The organism is Sphingobacterium multivorum, from assembly GCF_039511225.1.
Taxonomy (GTDB): Bacteria; Bacteroidota; Bacteroidia; order Sphingobacteriales; family Sphingobacteriaceae; genus Sphingobacterium.
Genome location: NZ_CP154261.1, coordinates 5119228 through 5139475, shown reverse-complemented (window position 1 = coordinate 5139475; position 20248 = coordinate 5119228). Strand labels below are relative to the sequence as shown.

Genomic DNA, 20248 nt, shown 5'->3' with positions numbered 1-20248 from the left:
TACTATTTTCTACCATCGAATTAAGGCTGAGCCCCAGGTAAACCCTGCTCCAAAAGCCGCCAAGCATACAAGATCACCGTCTTTAATCTTTCCTTCTTCCCAAGCCTCGCAGAGTGCTATCGGTATAGAGGCTGCAGTTGTATTACCATATTTCTGAATATTGTTGAATACCTGATCCTCCCCTAATCCAAGTGTTTTCTGTACAAATTGCGAAATGCGAAGATTGGCCTGATGTGGAATCAATAAGTCTATATCACTGGTTTTTAAATTATTTTTTGCCAGCGCTTCATGAATGACTTCCGGAAATTTGACAACAGCTTTTTTGAAGACGGCCTGCCCATCCATATTTGGAAATGCAGTCCCATCGTCGAGCATCTCCTTGGTCATCAATAGTCCACCCAACTCCTGGTCCGGCCAATCAGGCATTTTATCCAACCAAATACCACTGGATGCTCCGGGGTAGTACATAGCCAGCTTTTCGGCATCGGCTCCGTCTGAATGTAAGTGTGTGCTCAGGATGCCTTTGCCATTTTCGGTTGTGGGCTGCACAACCACAGCTCCGGCACCATCACCGAAAATAACAGAAACGGATCGTCCTCTAGTCGAAAAGTCAAGTGCAAAAGAGTGTTTCTCGGAACCAACTACGAGCACATTTTTATACATCCCTGTTTTGACAAATTGATCGGCAATAGAAAGCGCATAGATAAAACCCGAGCATTGGTTTCTAATATCCAGGGCTCCGACTTCTTTCATTTCCATTTCCCGCTGAAGCAGAACGGCACAGCCTGGAAAATAGTAATCTGGTGATAGGGTGGCAAAAATGATGAAGTCGACGTCTTCAGGTGTGATATGAGCTCGTTCGATGGCTATTTTAGCTGCTTCGACACCCATGGTGGTGGTAGTTTCGCCAATTCGGTCTGCATATCTACGTTCTTTTATACCGGTTCGCTCCTGAATCCATTCGTCACTGGTATCCATAAAGCGTGTTAGGTCATTATTGGTATATACGTTTTTTGGAACATAATAGCCAATTCCTGCTATTTTTGACTGTAACATAATAAATTCCTCTAATTGATTGTATTCTTCCCTTTTATATTATCGTTAATTTAGAAAAAAATATTCTATTTTTGCAGCATGGGTACCCAAACTGCTGAAGAAACCTTTACGTTAGAAGAGATATTAGCCTCTGTGAAAGAGTCTAATCGACTCATTTTATGGAATGATGAAACCAATACGTTTGAACATGTGATTCATTGTCTCATCTATCATTTACAATATACCGAGAAGCAAGCTGAGAAGATTGCCTGGAAAGTACACACTGAAGGGAAATGTGCTGTATTAGAAGGTACTTATACAGAGATGGAGATTTATCGTAAAATCCTGAAAGCCGAGGGATTGACCGTTTCTGTGGAATAATTTGCCATTCTTTTGTTACCGTAATAATATGGTTACGCTTCAATTTTGTCTGTAAGTTTTAGTTTTCTTTGCAGTATAACTATAAACTAAGCTGAAGCATGTTTTTTTACGCTAAATCGTTTAAATCTTTCTTATTCATATTCTTTTTACCTGTTGTCCTTTTTGCTCAGACCGGTCAAATCAAAGCTATTTTAGTCGATAGCGAAACTTCCAAACCTATTTCATCAGCTAGTGTCGCACTCTTGGACGCCAATAGTAACGTCTTGATTAAGGGAGGACAGTCTGTATCCCAAGGATTTCTTTTATTGTCAGATATTAAACCTGGTAAATATAATGTCCGTATCACTTATGTTGGCTACGAGACACATACTATTGATAGTATAGAGGTCTTAGGGGGTAAAAGTAAGGACTTAGGCCGAATTGCTTTGAAACCTACAGGTAATATGTTGAACGAAGTTGTTATTGAAGGACGAGCTCCAGCCATGCAAATTGGTATAGACCGTAAAACCTTCAATGTAGGCGAGAGTTTGGTCAGCGCGGGTGGAACAGCGACCGATGTGCTTGCGAATGTTCCCACTTTGCAAGTTGATCAGGATGGATCGGTCAGTTTGCGGGGATCAAGTAGTGTGAAGATTTTAATCGATGGCCGGGAGTCTGCTTTAGCAGGAAATGATGTAACTTCTTTGCTTCAGAGTCTACCTGCCAATTCGATTGAAAAAGTTGAAGTGATCACGAACCCTTCGTCGAAATATGACGCGGAGGGACAAACAGGAATTATCAATATCGTTTTAAAGAAGAATATTAGGACGGGACTAAATGGCTCTGTAAATACATCTGCAGGGTCCTATGATAACTATATGGCGGGATTGACCTTGAATTATAGAGATAAGAAGTTTAACTATTTTGGGTCCTATAATTTCAACAAGCGCAATATGGTTGGTAGTGGGGAAACGGACAATACCTTTTTTGGTGATACGACACGCAATTATAGCAAATCCGAATCGTCAAGGAAGGGCAACAGCCATACGGTAAAAGCCGGATTTGATTATAATATGTCAGATCGCACTTCATTGAGTTTTTCGGGTAATTTAAGTATACGTGATAATAAGCGAATAGAGGACTTGAATTATGAGTTCTTTAAGCGATCGCAGATGACGGGAACGAGCGTTCGAAATTCAACACAATTTGAAGACGATCTTGGTTATGAATTAAATGCTGATTTTAGACATCAATTTAAGCGAGAAGGAGAGGAGTTGACGGGGAATGCAAGTTATGGGAGAGACAAGGAAGACGGTACAAATGATTTTTCTCAAAATTATACCGATGGACGGAGCGCCACCTCTCGGAAGAACGTCACTTCTGAGGATGGCAAGAATATCAACCTTCAATTGGATTATGTTTTACCTTTCTCTGAAGTAAGCAAATTCGAGGCGGGTTACCGATCTCAAATCAGAAAGTCATTTGATACCCAGTTTTCCAGATCACTCGATTCGATTGGCAACTATGTGCCAGATTATAGGATCAGCAACGATTTTGATTTCACGAGTACAGTTCATGCGATCTATGCGAATTATCAAAATAAATTAACGGATAAAGTCGGTTATCAAATCGGACTGCGGGGAGAACAATTTGAACTCAAGTCCACCTATTTCTCTAAGGATCCAGCTGCTGTGGAACCGGAATCCAATGCTAAACAGAAGTTTTTTAGGTTATATCCAACCCTGTTTTTAACCTATGATGTTGGTGAAAATGGAGATAAAGTTCAATTTAGCTACTCGCGCCGTGTTCAACGCGCTCGTGGTTGGCAAGTTAACCCATTTTTAAATGTATCTGACGATTTGAATTATCGTCAGGGAAATCCAAATCTGAAACCGGAAGATGTACACAGTTTGGAAATGAGCTTTGCCAAAACCTTCGGTAAAGTAAACCTGATATCTTCGGCTTATTTCAATCACGCCAGTGAGGTTATTCAGCCGTTTGTGTACAAAATCGAGGATGGAAGAACATATAGTAGATGGGAAAATATGACCAGTCGTAATCTTTCGGGTTTTGAGTTTATCTCGAAAGTCAACGCAACGAAGGATTTTGACTTTACATTTAATCTCAATTTGATCCACATTCAGTATAACGCAAACCCAGACTACGATATTACAGAACGAAAGGATTTTGCTTATAATGCTAATCTGACTGCTAATTATCGTTTTACACCAACGTTTTCTGCACAGATGAGAGGCGAGTATAATTCTTCCCGTGTAATGGCTCAGGGACAGATGAATGCAATGAAAGGTATGGATCTAGCCTTGAAAAAAGATGTGTTGAAGAAGAAAGCTTCAATTATGTTGAATGTGAGAGATGTATTTAATTCGCGAAAAATGAATGGTGTGACGGAGACGGCTCAACTTATATCCAATTTTGAGCACCGTTGGATGAAGCGGATGGTAACTTTATCCCTTTCCTATCGGTTTGGTAGCCAAGATTTAAACAAATCAAAGAAGAAAGTGTCAAATACAAATGAAATGGGCGGTGGAGAGGAATATTAAAAAATATTCCTCTTTATACACTCAAATGCTTAAATTTAATTTTAAAACAAACCTAAAACTAAAAAGAATGAAGTTATTAAAAACAGTTCTTGCGGTATCGGTGATTGCATTTTCAGCACATCTTAATACTGCCGTAGCACAAGCAAAAAAGGAGGTTCCTGCTTACAAAATCTTAGATTTACCCCGTGTAGACATCAAAAAATTTAAAAAGAATAAAGCCGGAGCCTATGTTATTTTTGATGGTACTTCGCTGGAAGGCTGGAGAGGATATGATAAGACCGTAGTCCCAAAAAGATGGGTAATCAATGAGGGCGCGATCAAATTTGATAGCCAAGCCAATGTTGGTAAAGAAGAAGGTGGAGACCTGGTTTTTGCTCATGATTTCAAGAATTTCGAATTGGAGTTGGAATGGAAAGTTGCTAAAGGAGCAAATTCGGGTATCTTCTTTCTAGCGAAGGAAGTTGAAGGACAGCCGATTTATATCTCGTCTCCAGAGTGCCAAGTCTTGGACAATGAAAATCATCCTGATGCTAAAATGGGTGTAGATGGGAACCGTAAATCGACTTCATTGTACGATATGATTCCTGCCAAACCACAGAATGGTAAACCCTATGGCGAGTGGAATAAGGTTAAGATCAGAGTAAACAATGGCAAGGTGGAGCATTTTCAAAATGGTGTAAAGGTCGTTGAATATACATTATGGGATAAGTCGTGGATTGATTTATTGCAAAAGAGTAAATTCAGTGCGGAAAAATGGCCTTTGGCTTTTGAATTGTTGAGCCATGTCGGTGGAGATAGCAAATCGGGACTTATCGGTCTTCAGGATCATGGAAATGATGTCTGGTTTAAGAATATTACCGTTAAGGTTCTAAAATAGAAAAAGCAGCTCAAAGCTGCTTTTTCTATTTTCTACAGTATTGACTGTAATTCTTTTAAGTCGATAATCATATGTGCTACATCATCCGGTTTTTCAACAACATTTGGGTTAAAGAAAATGGCGTCCATGCCTACATTTGCGGCTCCACGGATGTCGGCATCAAGGTTATCTCCAATCATCAGTGATTGCTGCGCTCGCGCTTGAGCAGTTGTCATTGCGAACTCAAATATTCGGGGGTCCGGTTTGTTTACGCCGATGACTTCTGAAATAAAAATATGTTTGAAATATTTGTTGAGGTTGCTCTTTTCCAGTTTGGTCTCACAGGCCTCTTTGAAACCATTAGATATCAAGTGAAGATTGTATTTGTTGCTCAAATAAGCTAAGGTTTCATGTGCATGGGGAAATAGATTTGTTTTTTGGGGACAGATAGCGAGATACTCCAGTTCAAATTCTTCGGGAAACAACTCCGGCTCTACACCTAGATCAGTGAAGGTATCGGCAAAGCGTGCTTTCCTGAGTTCTGGTTTTGAAATCTTTCCGTGATGATAGAGCCCCCAAAGTCGATGATTGTTAACCGTATAAGTTTCTATAAAACGGGTGGATGACTCTTGATTAAACAAGTGATCAAACTTGTATTTAAAATATAGCTCGTGCAGACTTTCTTCAGCATTTTTATCAAAATCCCATATTGTATGATCAAGATCGAAGAAAATGTCTTTTTTATCATGATTAAACATATGCAAAATTAAAACAAATTAACCTGAAGTTCCAAGTCCGTTGGGTTATCTTGTGATGAAATTAACGGTTACTTTTATCGATATCGGGTCTACGATCGTTTATATGACTGTTTGGTGATTTTAGTCTTATTGCGAATCGGTTAATTTTCTTCTTTGTGTCATAATCCTTCGGATATTTCCGAATACATGGGTGAATACCTATTTTTGTCACATGAAGAAAGCGCTGTTACTCTTTTATTTCCTATTGTTCTATGCGGTTATGCAACTGATATGGTGGGGGGTGATGTTTATTCGTTTTGATCCGAGCAAAAAGAACATGATCATAGGAGAGGGAATATTCTTTTTGATTATTTTCTTGTGGGGTGCCTGGCGATTGAAGCGACTGGTTGAAAGGGAACAGAAACTGCTGCAGCAACAGCAGAACTTTCTTTTGGCGATCACGCATGAGCTTAAATCACCGTTGGCTTCTGTCAAATTGTATATTCAAACTATTTTGAGACGTGATCTTGACAAGGAGCAACAACAAACGTTCTTGAGAAACTCGCTGAAGGATATTGAGCGTTTGGATGATTTGGTTGAAAATGTATTAATGACAACCAAGTTGGACAGCCGTAATTACAGTATGCCGAAAGAGGATTTTAATTTTACTGCTTTGGTAGAACAGGTTGTGGATAGGCTTCAGAAGAATTCCTGTAGTTCACAAGTACTGAAACCTTATCTGGAGGCGGATATCATTATTCATGCAGATAAGTTTGCGATCAGTAATGTGGTCACTAATCTGATAGAAAATGCGATTAAGTATTCACCGGCATGTGCTATGGTGGACGTGAAATTATATACGGAGAATAATAAAATAATTTTTTCTGTTGCTGACCATGGTATCGGTATCAGTGATGAAGAGAAAAAACTTATCTTTAATAAGTTTTATCGCGTGGGAAGTGAGGCAACACGAAAAACCAAAGGTACAGGTTTGGGGTTATATATCGTGAAAACCGTATTGCAGAAGCACGACGCGACCATAAAAGTTAAAGATAACACTCCTAAAGGGAGTATTTTTGAAGTAACATTTGAAAGAAATGCAAAGTAAACAAAGAATATTACTTGTCGAAGATGAAGAACACTTGTTAGAAGCTATCAAGTTGAATCTCGAAATGGAAGGTTACCGTGTTACTACGGCTACCGATGGAAAAAAAGCACTAAAAGTCTTCAAGGAGGAACGTTTCAACTTGGTGGTTTTGGACGTGATGATTCCCGAAATTGATGGATTCCAAGTAGCTGAAACTATTCGACTGCAAAACACTGAAGTTCCTATCATGTTTTTAACTGCGAAAAATAGCAGTGAGGATCGAATTACGGGTCTTAAGAAAGGGGCGGATGATTATTTGGTAAAACCTTTCAACTTAGAAGAATTGATTCTTCGTGTTGGAAATTTGGTGCGTCGTGGCATGAAACCAGACGATTTGAAAGAACTGAATTCTTATCAAATCGGTGATAAAACGATCTATTTTAATTCATACGAGCTACATCATGCGGATGGTACGATTACTTCTTTGACAAAGAAGGAAACCATGTTGTTGAAACTGTTGATTGAACGACGTAATGAGGCTGTATCGCGGGAGCAAATATTGGAGACCGTATGGAATTACGATGTTTACCCATCGACACGTACCATCGACAATTTTATCTTAACCTTCCGAAAATATTTCGAACCAGATCAAAAGCATCCGATTTATTTCCATTCTATCAGGGGGGTTGGTTATAAGTTTACCGACAATAACGCATAGAGATAGAAAGAGATGATGACAATCAGGGCTAGAATAGCCGTTATTTTTATTGCTGCATTATTTTTGGGTTATGGCTTGTACCAAGGACATTATCAAACTGCTGTGCTAATAGCAGGAGGAATAGGCTACTTGATTTGGAGTCATTTTAGGGAAGGGTCCGTTTTTTTGGCAACGCAGGCTTTTCATAGACAAGATTATGAGAAGACAAAAAACTTGCTAGCTGAGATCAAGAACCCAGATGCGCTCCGTAAAGGCAGACGCAATTTCTATGAATTTATGATGGGAAATATTGCGCTTAAAGAGGAACGCGTCGATGAAGCTGAGTATCATTTTCAGCTCGCTTCTCGTCTGCCTTGGAAAAAAGATAATGAAAAGGGGATGGTTATGATTAATCTGGCAAATATAGCGTTGCGAAAGTTGGATTATGAAAGAGCGAGAGCCTATACAGATGTTGCCAATAAGTTACATCTGACGGCTAGACAGAACAGCATTATTACAAAAATAGAAAACGAAATTTCAAAACATTTATAGTGAGTACTACTTTACAAAACGACTTATTGATTAGAGCTGCATTCTCGCAGCAAACGGAAAGACCTCCTGTGTGGATGATGCGTCAAGCTGGACGCTTTATGAAGGAATATTGGGATATCAAGAATAAATATTCCTTTTTGGAGATGTGCAAAACACCAGAAATTGCTGCGGATGTCACTATGCTCCCCGTAGATTTGCTAGGCATTGATGCCGCTATTTTATTTTCTGATATTTTAGTTACAGCAGAAGCTATGGGAGGGGATCTGTCCTTTGAGCAAGGTGTCGGTCCTCGTTTTTCTAATCCTGTTCGCTCTGTAAAGGATGCTGAAGCTTTGTCTATCAACTGTTTGGATAAATTGCAGTATGTTGCTGATGCAATCAAGGTCATTCAACAACGTCTTGACAGCCGTATCCCTTTGATTGGTTTTGCGGGCGCGCCATTTACAATTTTAAGTTATTTGGTTGAAGGTGGATCTTCAAAAGATTTTAAGTTAACAAAGTTGATGTTGAATAATCAACCTGAGCTGGCCCACCTGATCCTTCAAAAGATTGCGGATGTAACGGTTGAATATCTTAACATGCAGATCGCAGCTGGAGTAAATGCAATTCAATTATTTGATAGCTGGGCCTTGGCATTATCATGGAATGATTACCGTGACTTTTCACATTATTATAATAAACAGATTATTGCTAAATTGAACCGTAAGGATATTCCGGTCATTTCCTTTTGCAAAGGATCTTCAGTTTTTGCACCAATGATGGTCGAAGCGCAACCTGATGTTGTTTCTATCGATTGGAATGCAGATTTAAAAAATATTAAACAATCCTTGCCGCAAGGTATTGCTGTTCAAGGAAATTTGGATCCATTTGTTTTGTATGCAGATAAACCTGTTATCAAAAAGAAGATTATCGAACTATTTGAGCGTATGAGAGGTGAAAATGGTTTTATCTTTAACTTGGGTCATGGTATTATGCCCGATATTCCTTTTGATAATGTAAAATATGCCATTGAGGTGGTAAAGGAATTTAGCTATTAACTGCTTGCTATTTAAAACGAAAAAAGACCTGCCTTTGGCGGGTCTTTTTTCGTTTTAAAATAGTCTAATTCAGTAGGTTTGATAGTATACTTTTGTGTATTGGATGTAAGATTTGTTCAATCGGCAATTGAATATATTGATTGCTACTAACTTTTCTTATTTTTGTAACTATGGTCTATTTGTATGCGAAAGCGATTCATATTATCTTTGTAGTTTGTTGGATGGCTGGATTGTTCTATATTGTTCGACTATTCATCTACCATACAGAAGCACAATCTAAGTCGACAGAAGAGTACGGGATTTTGCATAGGCAATTTACCTTAATGGAAAGTAAATTGTGGTGGATCATCACAACACCTGCCATGTACCTCACTATTGTCGCAGCTCTCGTTATGCTCTATATTAATCCCGGTTTGCTTATGATGGGCTGGATGCATGTTAAGCTTACGTTTGTATTAGGATTAATTCTTTATCATTTCTCCTGCCAGCGGATCATGTTCCAATTACAGGGTGAGTCGTCTAGGTGGTCGTCAACAAAATTGAGACTATGGAATGAACTTGCGACAGTTTTATTATTCGCGATCGTTTTTACTGTTGTCTTAAAATCGGCACTGAACTGGATATTTGGCGTTTTGGGGCTCTTAATTTTAGCTATCGCTTTAATGATGGCCGTAAAACTTTATAGAAAGTACCGGAACAAGAAAGTATAACAAAATGTTAAATTCTCTGATTTCTTAATCCTTTTTTATGCGGTGTAGTCGAAGGAATATAAATTGAATTGGATTATGTACAGAAAAATTCTCGTGGTGGTCTTGTTGCTTAGTGTTGCAACGGCTGGCTTTGGTCAGCGTTACAGGCCTTTTGGTGGAGCATTAAATATCTACTCTACAGATGTTCCCTTTTTTCTTTATATCAACAACATTTTGTACAACAATAGGGCTTCAACGGATATTCGAGTATCCAATCTGAAGAGTCGGCGTTATGATCTGCGTATCGTATTTGCTGATCGGCAGCGGCGCACACTGAGTGGTAGCGGCGTGCAACTTGTCAATAGAAATGGACAATACATGAATGTTGTGTTTTCTGTCAGTAGCAGACGGGGAAATAGGGGCATTATCTTGGAATCCATGAGTCCTGTTGATCGTTATAACAATGGTAGTTATGGAGAGAATTTACTGTATGATGATCCGGATAGCTATAATGAAGAACAATATCATGATCCATATAGGCGTTCAGAAATTCGTAAAGATTTACCAAATAATAATCGGGACAGATATAATAATGATCGATATAAACAGTCAGGAAACCCTAACGTTTATCGTGACGACGTAGCCAATCAACGCGGATATGATGACAATGACGATAATGTGCGGTCCGATGACGGTGGAATGAATAAGACAAACTCCAATCGATTGAATGACCTGTTGAATCAGAAGGAAAACGATCAGGATAGACTGGCAGTAGCTGCTCAGGAGTTAAAAAGTATGCGCCTAAGTGTGACTGAAATTGTTGATTTAATGGAACTTTTTATAAGAGATGATAATAAACTGGCCTTTGCCAAATATGCATATCCAACCTGTGTGGATAAACAGAATTATCAGAAAGTAGGAGAGGCCTTATCGTTCAGCTCAACACGGGAAAAGCTAGTTGATTTTTTAAAAAAATAAAAGGAGCATTTTGCTCCTTTTTTTATTCACCGCCGAAGCAGATATATTTTAATTCCATATACTCATCCAACCCGTGTTTAGATCCTTCACGGCCTACACCAGATTGTTTTACTCCACCAAAAGGAGCTGCTGCATTTGAAATAAGACCTGTATTGACACCAACCATACCAGCGTCTAGTAGTTCAGCGACACGAAGACAGCGATTTATATTTGCACTATAAAAATAAGAGGCTAAGCCAAATTCAGTCATATTGGCCATTGCTATTCCATCTGCTTCTGTTTTGAAACTGAAAAGGGCGCAAATCGGACCAAAAGTCTCCTCGCGAAATATAAGCGCTTCTTTTGGGACGTTGGCCAGTACGGTTGGCTGGAAAAATAGATCTTTGATGACCTTTCCTCCAGTAGCCAATTCGGCACCATGATTTAAGGCGTCTTGAACATGATGCTGAACTTTTTCTAGACCTTTTGCATTGATTAAGGGGCCTACCTGAATACCTTTGTCGAGCCCATTGCCAACTTTCAATTTACTGACAGCATGGCTAAGTTTCATCGAAAACTCATCATAGACATCTTCTTGAATTAGAAACCTGTTGATGGAAACACAAGTTTGCCCTGAGTTTCTAAATTTTCCAGCAATAGCTCCATCAACAGCAGCATCAATATCGGCATCGTTAAAAACCAAAAAAGGTGCATTACCACCGAGTTCCATGGATACCTTTTTTATATTTGAAGCAGATTGTTCTAGTAGCGTTTTTCCAACTTCAGTAGAACCTGTGAAGGAAAGTTTTCTTACCAAACCATTCGTCGCTAATTCTTTTCCGATACCAGCACTGTCTTTTCCTGTAATAACGTTAAACACGCCTTTCGGGACACCTGCTTCTTCAGCGAGTTTAGCCAATGCGATAGCAGAAATAGGGGTTTGTGAGGCAGGCTTAAGTACGACGGTACAACCAGCAACCATAGCAGGGGCTACTTTTCGGGTAATCATCGCTAAGGGAAAATTCCAAGGAGTAATGGCGGCTACAACACCGATGCCTTGCCTAATAGTAAGCATTCTAGTTCCTTTTTTATGGGAAGGTATCGTTTCACCATAGGCCCGCTTTCCTTCTTCTGAAAACCACTCAACAAAGGAGCTACCATAGTCAACCTCGACTTTGGATTCGCTTAGTGGTTTGCCACTTTCTAAGGTCATGATTTCCGCAAGATCGTCTTTATGCTGTTGAATAAGGTCGTACCACTTGCGGGTGATGTTGCATCGTTCCAATACAGATGTATTTTTCCAACTTTCCCAGGCATTGTTAGCAGCATCTATTGCTTTAGTACAATCTGCCACTTTTAAATCTGGCAATGAAGCAATAACTTTTCCTGTAGCGGGATTTATAACGTCAAAGGTGTGTTTTGACTTAATAAATTTCCCATTGATATAGGCGCTGTCAATTAAAAGTGTATTTTTCATCGATGTAAATTTAATGGTCACAAGTATAATTAGAAGATTTCCGAGCCAAATGTCACTTCAAAATGATTGTAGTTTATTTAAATAAACCTTTCTCGTTCAGTTTTTGAAGGTATCGTACAAAACTCATTTTTTCCAAACCAACGATAGCGGTTTTTAGCGAAATAATCATAAAGCGCATCTCTCCAACCGCGAGGTAAAATTTTTAGTAAATAACATGTCATGTAAGGGAAACCCAATTGCTCACATATTTTAAGAACAGCTTCGCTTTTGACAAAGCTACCTGTTGGAGAGAGGTAAACGATGGAATCAATGTTTTGGGGAATATTTACTAGCGCGGTTCTGGCAAATTCAGATTGCAGCGAACTAAATAAGAATTTTTTTTTACGATCTATCCTTAATAGTATTTGAACAAAGCGATTACAGACCAAGCAATCACCATCGAAAAAGATGATATGTTTCCCTTGTTGTTCCATATAATAAAGTTACTTCTAATTGTTGAAAGTACTGCCATTACAAGATCATAAAAAAGGAGCGATTATATTACCACGCAACGTTATGTTTGCTATGATGCCAAAAAAAGCGGTGTTTTTTTGGAACACCGCTTTTTCGTAATTTTCTTTTTATAGATTTTTCATGATCGTATGTCCCATACGATCCCTCTTTGTTTTTAGATATTCCTCGTTGAAGGGATTTGCAGTAATTTCAATGGGCACATTTTCTACAATTTCAAGTCCATAGCCCACTAAACCAGCACGTTTGGTTGGATTATTTGACATAAGACGCATTTTTGTGACACCAAGATTTCGAAGAATCTGTGCTCCGACACCATAGTCTCTTAAATCTGCTTTAAATCCTAATTGTACATTGGCATCTACCGTGTCCAAGCCATTTTCTTGTAACTTGTAAGCATGTAGCTTATTGATCAGTCCAATACCGCGACCTTCTTGATTCATATAGACAATAACACCTTTCCCCTCTTGCTGGATCATTTCCATTGCTTTGTGCAATTGAGGACCACAGTCACAACGGCAAGAACCAAAAATATCACCCGTAACACAAGAGCTGTGCACCCGCACCAAAATAGGCTCATCTTCATTCCACTCGCCTTTGTAAAGCGCTAAATGTTGTTCGCCAGTGTCTTTTTGTGTAAAGGCTTTCATCTTAAAATCACCAAATTGCGTTGGCATATTAACAGTGACTTCTTCATTGATTAAAGAATCGTGCTTAAGACGGTATTCAATTAGATCTTCAATACTAACGATCTTTAAATCAAATTTTTTAGCAACCTCTATTAGTTCTGGAAGTCTGGCCATTTCACCATCTTCTTTTAGAATTTCAACCAATACACCCGCTGGTTCAAATCCTGCTAATCGAGCAAGATCAACGGTAGCTTCAGTGTGTCCTGTGCGACGTAATACGCCACCATCTTTTGCTATTAGCGGGAAAATATGTCCTGGTCTACCTAATTCTTCATAATGAATATTAGGATCAATCATTGCTTTAATTGTTTTCGAGCGGTCTGACGCAGAAATTCCGGTTGTACAACCGTATCCCTGTAAGTCAATGGAAACTGTAAAGTTTGTTTCATATACTGCTGTATTCTGTCCCACCATTAGATCCAGATGTAATGCATCTGCTCTTTCTTTTGTAATTGGGGCACACACTAGTCCACGACCATGAGTCGCCATAAAGTTGATGATTTCGGGAGTTGCATTGCGGGCAGCTGTGACAAAGTCTCCTTCATTTTCGCGATCTTCGTCATCCACGACGATTACTACTTTTCCTGCTTGTATATCAGCGATCGCTTCTTCGATCGTGTTTAATTTGAAATCCATTATTGATATATTGTAATTGGTACAAAGTTAGTGTAGAATCTAAATTTATTTATAATAGCGTTGTCACAATCTAATGTGATTCTTTCAATTTATTCTTTTTTGCAAGCTTTTCCTTAATCCATTTCCAAGCGGCTTCTACTTTTAATTTATATTGATCAATATCAAATAACGCGGAATCTGTCGTTGACTTGTATGTTAGAAAAGCGGCCAATGGTGTTAAGACAATAATGGCCATCCACATGCCAACGGCTGATGATATGGCACCATCTTTAGCTGTTTTTTCTGCTACTGTAGAGATAATGTGATAGATCAGAAAGAAAATGATGGCCATCACCACAGGAAGACCAAGTCCACCTTTTCTGATAATGGCTCCTAGTGGAGCTCCAATTGCAAATAGTAAGAGACAGGAGACAGCTAGGGTAAACTTGCGATGCCATTCAATACGATAACGGATATCTTTCGATTTGTAATCTTTAAATTCAAGTGTACGGCCGTTTAGATCTTCCTTTAAATAATTCAACTGGTTCAGCGCATTCATAGTGATTTGTGCTCGTTGTTCTTGTGGAACGAGATCGGTAAGCAAATTTTTAAAAGGTTTGATCTTAGCCTCTTTGACCTTTGGCTGTCCGGGTTGATTCACACTAAAATATTTCGAATAGATATTATATCGGGTGTCTAATGTACGGACGATTGCCTTTCCCATGCTGTCTATCTTGATATGATTGGAATCGATGTACATGTCTAACTGTTTCAGGTTTAACATGGCATGGTGGCTTTTGAAGAGATTTTCATCCGTTTTACCCTGTTGAAAACTTCCCATATCAAACTTTTGCTCTGTTTCCTTAAACTTAAACCGCGTAAATTGCTGGCGTGGATCGTAGGTTTTGGAGTTTTTAGTCCGTGCTTCCTCGTAACGGATACCATCCTTAAGTTTAAGGATCATATAATTGTTGTCAGTAGAGTTATAGATATACCCTTCTTTGGCCATAAGTACATTATTGGCTGTATTACCGCCACGATGATCATAGATCATCAAGTCATAGAGAATTGTTCCCGCTTTGTTTTTTCCTCTAGCGCGGATTGAGTAACCTGGAATGGTGTTGTTAAAGATTCCGGGTTTGATGAGGAAATCTGCCTTTTTATTACGTACATCAGTAAGTAGCGTACCCATTTTTAGGTTCACTACGGGGAGAATATAATCGGAGAACAGAAAAGAACTTGTTGCGAAAATTGCAACGAGTATAAATAGCGGGGTCATTGCTTTACGTAAAGATACGCCTGCAGCCTTGATTGCAACTAATTCATAGCTTTCACCCAGATTTCCGAAAGTCATAATGGAGGAAAGGAGCATGGATAAAGGCATTGCCATTTGGATTTGAACAACGCATTGATATCCAATTAGCTCCATGATGGTATACCATTCAAATCCTTTTCCAATCAAATCATCAATGTACTTGAATAGGAAAAGCATCAATAAGACAAACATCACAATAAAGAATGTGACAATAAATGGTTTTATGAAAGCTTGAAGAATAAGTAAATGAACCTTTTTCATCCGTGACGCAAAGCAAATTGATGCCTTTACATTAAGGCATCTCCCAACTAAGAAGCTCCTGCTGGAGCCCCTAGTGGAAATATATTGCAAAGATAGGCTTTTTTATGCACCTATAACACTTTGAAGATAGACTATTGAATTTTTCCAAATTAACTTTCTATTTTCAAGGTCTTCTTCTTTAGCGTAATCTGTTATCTTAAGAGCAACATCATTCGTTAGCTCGTCTTGATCGATCTCCAGATCGAAATAATAGGGATCATCATCTAGCCATTTAAAGCGTACAGATTTATTTTCTTTTGATGCTACAATTTTTGCTCGGTGAGGTTCATCATCCCAAATGAAAGTATAAACGGTGTCTTTATAGTTTACATCATCTGCAAACCATTGTGCCAATTCGTTTGGTTCTTGCAAATACGGAAATAAAATTCTAGGTGAAGAGTTGATGATATATTCTAGTTGGAATTTTATTTTATCTGCCATAAAAATGTTTTTTTAAATTTTAGTTTGTTTAAATCAAAAATAAGCTATATTTGCATTCCCAAAAATGGCGGGGTAGCTCAGATGGTTAGAGCGTTGGATTCATAACCCAAAGGTCGGCAGTTCGATTCTGCTCCCCGCTACAAATCTCTTCCAAAATTGCTTTTTATTGCATCAACTTATTATTTGTAATAATACATATTTATTTTGTTATTGCAAGTTTTTTTGTAAAAAGTTGCTCCCGTTTTTTAATAAACATGTTGTTTTTTGGGCTGTCAATTTTTTTAAGTTCATTTTCTATTTTTCAGTGCTAAATTTATTGAGTTAAAAATGAGTTTGTTGTGTTTAATACAAGTTTTAAATAGGCCAGAATCAGTAAAAAAATAAAAAAATCTTTTGAATTGACATACGAAGTGGTATATTTGCATACCGAAACGGCGGGGTAGCTCAGATGGTTAGAGCGTTGGATTCATAACCCAAAGGTCGGCAGTTCGATTCTGCTCCCCGCTACTAAAAGCATCAATCTTAACAAGATTGATGCTTTTTTTATGATTGCATGTATTTCCTTTTTATCGCATTTCCTTTTTTTCGCTGCTGGCAAGATTACATCTATCTTTGTATTGTTTTATGGATAATATTTAAATAATGAATATAAGACCTATACTAACCCTATTTTGCTTTTTTATCTGCCATCATGTTTTTGCACAACAAGGCACAAAAAGCCACGTCGTTACACATCAACGGAAAACCATTCTATGTGATGCACAGAAAGGCGAGAATTCTTACCCGGCTTGGGGAGTATTTCCAAAAGAAAATTATCCTATACGAAAGGTTACTATGTTTGTTACGCTGGGGAGCCCGGATAGTTTGCGCACGGCGCATTGGGACTATTTGGATCACATCGTATTACGTCGTAAAGGAGGGAAAAATGGACCAGCACTAAATTATGAATTAGGAAGAATGCTTACGCCATATGGTAGTATTTACAATAAGGGATGGAGTTGGAAGTGGCAGGTCGATGTAACTGATTTTGCTCCTTTCTTAAGGGATAGCGTGGAAATTGTCTATACTCACTCTGGTTTTGAGGACAAGACTGTGGGATGGGCACTTACCGTAGATTTTGAAATTTTATCAGGTCCACCAGTTGTTACCCCATTGGGAATAACAACGCTGTGGAATAAAGCCTATAAATATGGGGATGTCAACGAAAAGATAGCAGAAAATCTACTGCCAATAACATATACCTCGAGTGCGGGAGCAGCATTGAGCCGAATACGCATTCAGCATACAGGGCATGGTATGGATAAACCACGTGGCTGTAGCGAATTCTGTAGCCGGTGGCGCGAACTAACCTTCGATGGAAAGACTGTGGACAAACGTGATATGTGGAAGAAATGTGGGGGTAATCCACTTTATCCACAAGGCGGGACCTGGGTACATGACCGCGCATATTGGTGTCCTGGAGATTTACAGCAGCCTGATTTTATTGATGTATTTACTAAAGTTGGTACCCATCAAATTGCCTTACAGATGGAACCTTATACAGCGACTGATAATGTGCAGGCTGTCGAAAATATATCCGCTTACTTGTTTCAATATTCTGCCCCTAAGCAAAAAGTTGATGTTGCCGTTGAGTCAATAATGGTTCCAAGTGATGAACAGCGTTTTTCTCGATTAAATCCGGCGAGTGTTGGCCCAAGGATCTCTTTCAGAAATTTAGGTGCTGAGCCGATTCGTACCCTAGAAATTGTTTATGGCACGAAGGGATTCCCTGCCAGAACTTTTCATTGGAAAGGTAATCTTTCTTTTAATCAGGTTGCAGAAGTTATACTGCCTGGAGAGATACAAGAAAGAGATCAGGAGAATGTATTTACGGTATCACTTCTAAAACCGAATGGCAAGTCGGATGCGTGGCCTATAGACAATAAGGCGGAAAGCGTCTTTAACGCGCTGCAGCTATTTCCCACTGATTTTGTTTTGGAGTTTATGACCAATAATAAACCGGCGGATAATCGTATATTTCTAATTAATGCAAAGCAGGATACGGTCTTTCGCAAAAATGGCGCCCAACTGGCTGCGGCAACGATGTATAGAGATACTTTACACCTTAATGAGGGAAACCACTCACTCTCTTTGGCCGATACCGCAGGTAACGGACTGCAGTTTTGGGCACAACCTGAAAATGGTGATGGCCATTTACGAATCTTCGATTTGAAAGGAAACCTTATTCATGCTTTTGAAAGCGATTGTGGAAATGGCGAAATGTTTAGTTTCCATGCTAAACGTGGATTTGAGACGGGTCTAAGTTCAACGCAATATGCCTTCTCGCTTTATCCAAGGTCGGTTGTGGATAAGACTCAACTAAGCGTAGTCTCCAATGAACCGAGTGAGATGACTGTGCTTTTTATGGTTGATGGCGTTTTGTGGCAAAAACACGAATACAAATCCATTCAACAGGCTGTGCTGAATTATGATGTGAGTCATTTACCATCAGGAAGAATAATCGTAGAAGTTTTGATGGATGGTATTAGCCAGTTTAAAGGACGAATAAATAAAAGATAACCGGATAAAGAAAAGCGTGAAGATATTTTGTGCTTAGATTTTGAAGAATTTGATAAAAAAAGCTCCATTATGGAGCTTTTTTTCATCTGTTTAATCAATTGTCGTCGTAAGCTAAGCCTTTCCAGTCTTCTCGCTGTAAGTACTTCAGCATTACAAAGAAGATGAACCATGCAAGTCCAGCTAAGATCCAAATTAGTGTTTCATAGTGGAAAATGATTTTATGTAAGTATCCCAAAATACCCAATAGACCTAATATCAGTAGATTAGTTATTGCTTTTGAATTGGATTGACTAGCCTTCGAAAACGGATAGCTTTTGACAATAAAAAGCATAATCAGAATACTTTCGATACCGCCAATAGCGGAAGATAATAGCAGATCATTAATAGAACTGAGACCAAATAGTGGTACACAGATAGAAAGAAACAGAATGTTGAACGGTAAAACATATTTGATAAGACATGCTTTAAGAACTCCAGTCATCAGTTGTCCTGGTTTTTGTATGGGAGTCACATGGTAGACCCAGGCCGCTTTATATTTATTACTTTGCGTAATAAGCTGGAAAACGGTTAGTATGGTTAATAACGAAAGATAAAACATAATTATATACAAGCCTGAATCACGAAGCTTCGCTATTTTGCCAGCTATTGGGAGATCGTCTCCTGTACGTAGAAATAAAAAAACGAAATAAATAGGTAGATAAGCCAACGAAGGATATAGCTGTTGCTTAAATTCTCTCGTTTTAGAACTTATCAGCCATACAATGCTAAATCCTGCCTCTTCAACGGGGGATGAGCAAACCTTCGAGGAAATTCTTTTATATAAAGGTAATTGGGATGGATTATTTCGAGTTAATTGTGAAGCTTCACCAGGAAGGCTATCGGCGGTTGCAAGTGCAGCTATTTTCGCATTAAATCCACGTGAAAATAGCTTAGTACAAGCGTAAATACCAGCAAGAGGAGTTAGTATTCCTAATGTTGATAAGACGACCATATGTACACTGTGGCTGCCAAAGAGTAATGGTTGAAATGATGCAATCCATGTACTTGGGAATATCCAAAGAAATCTGAGTTGTTCCATCGTTAAATGAGATTCTACAATAGATTGAATCAAATTAGGGCCAACATAATAGGATAGGAAAAGAACCAGTGAGAGACCGATCTGTATATAAGTAATTACATCTTTAAACTTTTGTATGGGGAGATATTTGATGCTAATCAGATAAAATCCGTTGACAAATATCAGCGCGATCAATGTGCTTAGTATAAGCTGCAGACATAAAAGAAGGACGGAGACGATATCCCAATTGAAAGATACATAAATAAGCACAGGTAAGGTTAACGCAATTACTTGATTAAAAAGCTTGATTGAAATAAAAGTTATTCGGGAAATAGCTAAAGTCTTATCATTAACTGGTCTGGGCATAATGATATACTGATCCCGAGTATCTAATAGTATGGGCGAAAAATCGGACACCAGTGTAATACTTAACATGCTAATGAAACTGAGTAGCATGATCGAAATGGCTAAGTACCTATCTGGAATCGACAAAATAATGACCATGAATATCAGGCCAAAGATGAGATACAATAAGAATTGTAAAATCGATGACGACGAAGATGATTTTCCCGAGCTACGTTTGCGAAAGCTAATAGGCTTTCGATTATCTAGGATTATTTTGGTTTGTAAGATGATCTTAAACTGTTCATAATTGATGCCTAAGCCTTTCCAAACCCCACGAAAAAGAAGGATAAATTTTAAGATAAATTTTTCCAT

At 38.6% G+C, this 20248-nt stretch carries 18 protein-coding genes and 2 tRNA genes; 12 read left to right on the top strand and 8 right to left on the bottom strand.

Annotated features, from left to right (window positions below; translation table 11 throughout):
- Nucleotides 1-9: 9 nt before the first annotated feature.
- Nucleotides 10-1056 (bottom strand): 3-oxoacyl-ACP synthase III family protein, encoded by a 1047-nt coding sequence (locus AAH582_RS21545; protein WP_343320498.1) that lies wholly within the window; start codon nt 1054-1056, stop codon nt 10-12.
- 78 nt (nt 1057-1134) lie between these two features.
- On the opposite strand from AAH582_RS21545, the gene AAH582_RS21540 reads away from it, so the two are divergent.
- From AAH582_RS21540 to AAH582_RS21530, 3 genes are all read left to right on the top strand, one after another.
- On the top strand, nt 1135-1416 hold the full coding sequence (locus AAH582_RS21540; RefSeq protein WP_046671971.1) for an ATP-dependent Clp protease adaptor ClpS: 282 nt from the start codon (nt 1135-1137) through the stop codon (nt 1414-1416).
- Nucleotides 1417-1514: 98 nt separating this feature from the next.
- Nucleotides 1515-3956: a TonB-dependent receptor domain-containing protein gene (locus AAH582_RS21535; protein WP_343320497.1), complete on the top strand. Its 2442-nt coding sequence runs from the start codon at nt 1515-1517 to the stop codon at nt 3954-3956.
- 67 nt (nt 3957-4023) lie between these two features.
- Nucleotides 4024-4833 (top strand): 3-keto-disaccharide hydrolase, encoded by an 810-nt coding sequence (locus AAH582_RS21530; RefSeq protein WP_084823045.1) that lies wholly within the window; start codon nt 4024-4026, stop codon nt 4831-4833.
- A gap of 32 nt (nt 4834-4865) precedes the next feature.
- Here the strand turns inward: AAH582_RS21530 and AAH582_RS21525 are convergent, their stop codons facing one another.
- Nucleotides 4866-5570, bottom strand: a complete 705-nt coding sequence (locus tag AAH582_RS21525) for a YjjG family noncanonical pyrimidine nucleotidase (protein WP_046671973.1) — start codon at nt 5568-5570, stop codon at nt 4866-4868.
- Between the two features lie 211 nt (nt 5571-5781).
- Here AAH582_RS21525 and AAH582_RS21520 point away from each other — a divergent pair, with 211 nt between their 5' ends.
- The 6 genes from AAH582_RS21520 (at nt 5782) to AAH582_RS21495 (ending at nt 10589) form a co-directional block, all read left to right on the top strand.
- Nucleotides 5782-6657 carry a sensor histidine kinase gene (locus AAH582_RS21520; RefSeq protein WP_088162930.1) on the top strand — a complete coding sequence of 292 codons (876 nt, stop codon included), beginning with the start codon at nt 5782-5784 and terminating at the stop codon, nt 6655-6657.
- On the top strand, nt 6647-7354 hold the full coding sequence (locus AAH582_RS21515) for a response regulator transcription factor (protein ID WP_070563139.1): 708 nt from the start codon (nt 6647-6649) through the stop codon (nt 7352-7354). Before AAH582_RS21520 ends, AAH582_RS21515 begins: the two co-directional genes overlap by 11 nt.
- A gap of 12 nt (nt 7355-7366) precedes the next feature.
- Entirely contained in the window at nt 7367-7885 is a 519-nt protein-coding gene (locus AAH582_RS21510) for a hypothetical protein (RefSeq protein WP_231585185.1), read from the top strand.
- On the top strand, nt 7885-8922 hold the full coding sequence (hemE, locus tag AAH582_RS21505; RefSeq protein ID WP_046671977.1) for a uroporphyrinogen decarboxylase: 1038 nt from the start codon (nt 7885-7887) through the stop codon (nt 8920-8922). Before AAH582_RS21510 ends, hemE begins: the two co-directional genes overlap by 1 nt.
- A gap of 170 nt (nt 8923-9092) precedes the next feature.
- Nucleotides 9093-9632 carry a protoporphyrinogen oxidase HemJ gene (hemJ, locus tag AAH582_RS21500; protein WP_343320496.1) on the top strand — a complete coding sequence of 180 codons (540 nt, stop codon included), beginning with the start codon at nt 9093-9095 and terminating at the stop codon, nt 9630-9632.
- Nucleotides 9633-9707: 75 nt separating this feature from the next.
- A complete protein-coding gene (locus tag AAH582_RS21495; protein ID WP_343320495.1) occupies nt 9708-10589 on the top strand; it encodes a DUF4476 domain-containing protein in 882 nt (293 codons plus the stop codon).
- Nucleotides 10590-10611: 22 nt separating this feature from the next.
- On the opposite strand, the gene AAH582_RS21490 is transcribed toward AAH582_RS21495, so the two are convergent.
- The 5 genes from AAH582_RS21490 to AAH582_RS21470 all read right to left on the bottom strand — a co-directional run bounded on the left by AAH582_RS21490 (nt 10612) and on the right by AAH582_RS21470 (nt 15915).
- Nucleotides 10612-12045: an NAD-dependent succinate-semialdehyde dehydrogenase gene (locus AAH582_RS21490; protein ID WP_343320494.1), complete on the bottom strand. Its 1434-nt coding sequence runs from the start codon at nt 12043-12045 to the stop codon at nt 10612-10614.
- A gap of 77 nt (nt 12046-12122) precedes the next feature.
- The gene (locus AAH582_RS21485) at nt 12123-12518 is read right to left on the bottom strand and encodes a thiol-disulfide oxidoreductase DCC family protein (RefSeq protein WP_343320493.1); all 396 of its coding nucleotides are present in this window, start codon (nt 12516-12518) and stop codon (nt 12123-12125) included.
- Nucleotides 12519-12665: 147 nt separating this feature from the next.
- Nucleotides 12666-13880: a bifunctional 3,4-dihydroxy-2-butanone-4-phosphate synthase/GTP cyclohydrolase II gene (locus AAH582_RS21480; RefSeq protein WP_343320492.1), complete on the bottom strand. Its 1215-nt coding sequence runs from the start codon at nt 13878-13880 to the stop codon at nt 12666-12668.
- Nucleotides 13881-13950: 70 nt separating this feature from the next.
- Entirely contained in the window at nt 13951-15435 is a 1485-nt protein-coding gene (locus AAH582_RS21475; RefSeq protein ID WP_343320491.1) for an LptF/LptG family permease, read from the bottom strand.
- Nucleotides 15436-15537: 102 nt separating this feature from the next.
- Nucleotides 15538-15915 carry an START-like domain-containing protein gene (locus AAH582_RS21470; protein ID WP_070563117.1) on the bottom strand — a complete coding sequence of 126 codons (378 nt, stop codon included), beginning with the start codon at nt 15913-15915 and terminating at the stop codon, nt 15538-15540.
- Between the two features lie 66 nt (nt 15916-15981).
- Here AAH582_RS21470 and AAH582_RS21465 point away from each other — a divergent pair.
- The 3 genes from AAH582_RS21465 (at nt 15982) to AAH582_RS21455 (ending at nt 18474) form a co-directional block, all read left to right on the top strand.
- A tRNA-Met gene (locus AAH582_RS21465) sits at nt 15982-16055 on the top strand.
- A gap of 293 nt (nt 16056-16348) precedes the next feature.
- Nucleotides 16349-16422 (top strand) — tRNA-Met (locus tag AAH582_RS21460).
- A gap of 135 nt (nt 16423-16557) precedes the next feature.
- Nucleotides 16558-18474, top strand: a complete 1917-nt coding sequence (locus tag AAH582_RS21455; protein WP_070563114.1) for a peptide-N-glycosidase F-related protein — start codon at nt 16558-16560, stop codon at nt 18472-18474.
- A 94-nt stretch (nt 18475-18568) separates the two neighbouring features.
- Here the strand turns inward: AAH582_RS21455 and AAH582_RS21450 are convergent, their stop codons facing one another.
- The gene (locus AAH582_RS21450; RefSeq protein ID WP_343320490.1) at nt 18569-20248 is read right to left on the bottom strand and encodes a hypothetical protein; all 1680 of its coding nucleotides are present in this window, start codon (nt 20246-20248) and stop codon (nt 18569-18571) included.